5 protein-coding genes are annotated in these 3,328 nt (G+C 68.6%); 3 read left to right on the top strand and 2 right to left on the bottom strand.

All coding sequences use genetic code 11. The annotated features are described in order from the left end of the window. Together VEG08_15580 and VEG08_15575 are read right to left on the bottom strand one after the other, a co-directional pair. Positions 1-550 (bottom strand): DUF711 family protein (locus VEG08_15580; GenBank protein HXZ29416.1); only part of this gene is annotated, 550 nt, incomplete at its 3' end. A 235-nt stretch (positions 551-785) separates the two neighbouring features. Continuing rightward, complete coding sequence (locus tag VEG08_15575; GenBank protein HXZ29415.1) at positions 786-1,397, bottom strand: YceI family protein; 612 nt, start codon at positions 1,395-1,397, stop codon at positions 786-788. A gap of 127 nt (positions 1,398-1,524) precedes the next feature. On the opposite strand from VEG08_15575, the gene VEG08_15570 reads away from it, so the two are divergent. From VEG08_15570 to VEG08_15560, 3 genes are read left to right on the top strand one after another with little or no spacing between them, the layout of a single operon-like run. Further along, positions 1,525-1,890: a metalloregulator ArsR/SmtB family transcription factor gene (locus tag VEG08_15570; protein HXZ29414.1), complete on the top strand. Its 366-nt coding sequence runs from the start codon at positions 1,525-1,527 to the stop codon at positions 1,888-1,890. Further along, entirely contained in the window at positions 1,887-2,816 is a 930-nt protein-coding gene (locus VEG08_15565; protein ID HXZ29413.1) for an SRPBCC domain-containing protein, read from the top strand. The genes VEG08_15570 and VEG08_15565 overlap by 4 nt, the downstream gene beginning before the upstream one ends. 22 nt (positions 2,817-2,838) lie before the next feature. Beyond that, on the top strand, positions 2,839-3,306 hold the full coding sequence (locus VEG08_15560) for a YdeI/OmpD-associated family protein (protein HXZ29412.1): 468 nt from the start codon (positions 2,839-2,841) through the stop codon (positions 3,304-3,306). The last annotated feature ends 22 nt before the right edge of the window (positions 3,307-3,328 follow it).

Below are 3,328 nucleotides of genomic sequence, written 5' to 3'. Positions count from 1 at the left end.
TGGCGGTGGCGGTGAAGTTGAAGTTGCCCTGGCCGTGGGGCGTGTGCTCCTCCAGATATTTCATGACGCGGGCGGCGGCGTGCACGGCGTGCCAGTGGATCCCGTCGTCGCCGGCGACGACCACGCTGGCGTTCAGAACCTTGGACTGCGCCAGGACCTCGGCCAGCAGGCCGGCCATCGCGGGATCGTCGGAGTCGTGGAGCATGGCGGGGCCGATGTCGGCGTCGAAGCCCTCCTTCTGCGCGAGCTGGTCGTAGTCGCGGAAGAAAGCCAGGGCCTGCTCGTGCGACATCCCACGGATGTACTCGGGAAAGGGCTGGGTGGAGATGCGGATGGTCTGTACCTCGTAGCCGGTGCGCTCGAATTCAGACTTCGCGCGGCGCAGCATGACGAGGGTGTCGGCGACCTGCTGGCGGTAGTGGGCGGCGTCGAGACGGACGAAGGCGGTCAGGGCGCGGACCTTAGGCTTCTCTTTGGGTTGGGCCTGGGCCGCGGCGGGCAGCAGAAACAACAGAAACAGGACAGTGCAAGAGCGCGCGCGGGCCGGCATGGTCACTCTCCAGGAAGGCGCGATTGTACCCGAAGGCGGGCCCAGTGTGCTCCCTCCCGGGCTCGCTGGCGCTCGCGGGTCGGTCGCGCGCGGAGCAAAGGGGCCGCAGATTCCCGGCACTTACGTGCCGGGCTGGGTTCTGGCGCCCGCGCTGAAGCGCGGGCTGTCTTCATGGTGCCCCTGCGCGCGTGGCACAGCCGGGTCGGCTGTGCCACACGGTCGACGCGGAAGAAGCTCAGTTGCCCTTGCTGGGGGCGGGGGCCTTTTGCACGAACTCCAGCTCCAGGTCGATGGACACCTCTTCACTCACCACCATGCCGCCGCTCTCCAGCAGCTTGTTGTACATCAGGCCCCAATCCTTGCGGTTGATCTTGGTGGAGGCGGAGAGGCCGATGCGGGTGTTGCCCCAAGGGTCCTTGATGGCGGGCGAGGGGCCGTCGACCTCGAGCACCACCGGGCGGGTGACGCCGTGCATGGTGAGGTCGCCGGTGACGCGCAGCTTGCCGGGCGCGACCTGCTCCACCTTGGTCGACTTGAAGCTGAGGATGGGGTACTTGGCGACGTCGAAGAAGTTGGCGCTGCGCAGGTCGGCGTCGCGGGCGTCGACGCGGGTGTTGACGGTGGCGGCGTCGATGGAGGCCTCGACGGTGGACTTGGTGATGTCTTTGGGATCGAGTTGCAGCGTGCCGGTGGTCTTGCTGAACTCGCCGCGCACGTTGTTGATCATCATGTGGCGGACGGTGAAGGCGGCGGTGGAGTGGGCGGGATCGATGGTCCAGGTGGCGGTCTGAGCGGCCGCCGCCGCCAGCAGCAGCAGCGGCGCCAGGAACGCGAGAAGACGTCGCATAAATGTGTACAGCCTCCTTGCCCGTCGGGCATCCAAGAGCCCCTGCCGGGATGGACTTTAGAGTAGCAGGAGGGGTGTTCGGATTCGGTTTGACAAACATAAGTAGTGACTTATATATTTCTCCGCGATGCGAACAGCCCGCCAGGCGGAGATCTTCCAGGCCATCGCCGACCCCACGCGGCGGGCGCTGCTGGATCTTCTGCTGGAGAGCGAGCGCCCGGTGAAGAGTCTGGTGGAGCGATTCCACATCAGCCAGCCCGCCATCTCACAGCACTTGCGAGTTCTGCGGCACGCGGGGCTGGTGAGCGAACGGCGTGCCGGGCGGCAGCGTTTCTACCGCCTGCAGGGCGAGGCCCTGGCGCAGGTGGCGGACTGGCTGGCGCACTACGAAGAGTTCTGGAGAACGAAGCTGGCGGCCCTGGGCCAACACTTGGGACCGGGCGCCAGCGAGGCGGGGAGCCAGCCGGCTCCCGGCAAGAAGGAGGAAGGATGAAGCGCGATCTGAGATTCGAGGCCACCTATCCGCATCCGCCGGAGCGGGTGTGGCGGGCGCTGACCGACCGCCAGGCGCTGGCGGCGTGGCTGATGGAGAACGATTTCGAGCCGCGGCTGGGACACCAGTTCACCTTCCGCATGCGGCCGGTGCCGGGCTTCGACGGCATCGTGCGCTGTCAGGTGACCGAGCTGGATCCGCCGCGGCGGCTGGCCTACACCTGGAAGGCGGACAAGCTGGATACCACGGTGCGTTACCTGCTGGAGCCGGTCGCGGACGGCACGCGCCTGGTGCTGGAGCACTGCGGCTTCTGCGGCGTCGGCGGCATGATGGACAGCCTGATCCTGGCCAACGGCTGGAAGAAGCTGGTGGGGAAGAAGCTGCCCGCGGTGGTGGCGCGGTTGACGGAGGCGGGCCTGGCCCCGGCGGCGGCAGCGCCCGAGGAGGAGGGCTACGACCCCGTGCCGCTGCTGCTCGCGCGCTATGCGGCCGGGGTCGAAGTGCTGCGCGAGGCCTTGCGCGAGCTTCCGGCGGGCGAACTCGACCGGGCGCCGGGCGCCGGGAAGTGGAGCGCTCACCAGACGGCGCTGCACATCGTGGACGCGGAGATCGTGGGGGCGGCGCGGCTGCGCTGGATCGCGGCCCAGCCCGGTGCGCTCCTGCCGGGCTATGCCGGCGACGTGTGGGGCGAGAAGCTGAACTACGCCGCCCAGGCGCTGGAGCCGGCGCTGGAGCTGTTCGCGCTGATGCGCCGGTGCACGGCGGCGATGCTGGGCGGGTTGCCGGCCGCGGCCTGGGAGAACAAGGCGGTCTTCCAGGAGTCGGCGAGCGAGGTCACGCTGGCCTCCTACCTGCTGGCCCACTGCGAACACGCCGAGGCCCACATGGAGGAGATCGCGGCGCTGGCACCGGCGGGCGCGCGCTAGACTGTCGTCTCAGGGAGGAGACATGGAGAAGAAGTTCCGGGGCAAGCTGCAGGAGATGGGCCCGGGCGGACATTGGACGGCCCTGCGCGTCCCTTTCAACGTGGAAAAAGTGTGGGGCAGCCGGGCGCGGGTGTCGGTGCGCGGGAACATCAACGGCTTCGCCTTCCGCAACTCCGTCTTTCCTGACGGCAAGGGCGTCCACTACATGATGGTGAACAAGGCGCTGCAGGCGGGAGCCGGGGCGAAGCCGGGCGAGTCAGTGGCGGTGGCCATGGCCCCGGACACGGCGCCGCGCAAGGTGGCGGTGCCGGCCGTCCTGAAGCGCGCGCTGGCCAGGAATGTCCGCGCGCGGGAGAACTTCGCCGCACTCGCATGGTCGCACCGCAAGGCCTACGTGGATTTCATCCAGGGGGCGAAGCAGGCGGAGACGCGAGAGCGGCGTGCGGCCAAGTCGGTGGCCATGATCGCGGCGGGGAAGAAGATCATGTAGCGCGGGGGCGCCAGTCGCGCCC

This window comes from Terriglobales bacterium, assembly GCA_035624475.1.
Lineage (GTDB): Bacteria > Acidobacteriota > Terriglobia > Terriglobales > Acidobacteriaceae > DASPRL01.
Note: the sequence above shows the minus strand (reverse complement) of the source record. Positions and strands in the feature narration are given on the sequence as shown.